The following is a 257-nucleotide window of genomic DNA, read 5'->3' as shown; positions in this document are numbered from 1 at the left end:
TAAGGGCTAATCCCCGTTCGCTCGCCACTACTAAGGGAATCTCGGTTGATTTCTTTTCCTCAGGGTACTTAGATGTTTCAGTTCCCCTGGTTCGCCTCTTACACCTATGTATTCAGTGCAAGATACCCAGCTTATGCTAGGTGGGTTTCCCCATTCAGAGATCTCCGGATCAAAGTCTGTTTGCCGACTCCCCGAAGCTTATCGCAGGCTACCACGTCTTTCATCGCCTCTGACTGCCAAGGCATCCACCGTATGCG

The 257-nt window shown here is 51.0% G+C and carries 1 rRNA gene; it reads right to left on the bottom strand.

The window, feature by feature from the left end:
* Nucleotides 1-256 (bottom strand): 23S ribosomal RNA (locus IB255_RS31370); the annotation flags it as partial.
* Nucleotide 257: the final 1 nt, after the last annotated feature.

It is taken from the genome of Pseudomonas sp. PDM22 (assembly GCF_014851965.1).
GTDB lineage: Bacteria > Pseudomonadota > Gammaproteobacteria > Pseudomonadales > Pseudomonadaceae > Pseudomonas.
Note: the sequence above shows the minus strand (reverse complement) of the source record. Positions and strands in the feature narration are given on the sequence as shown.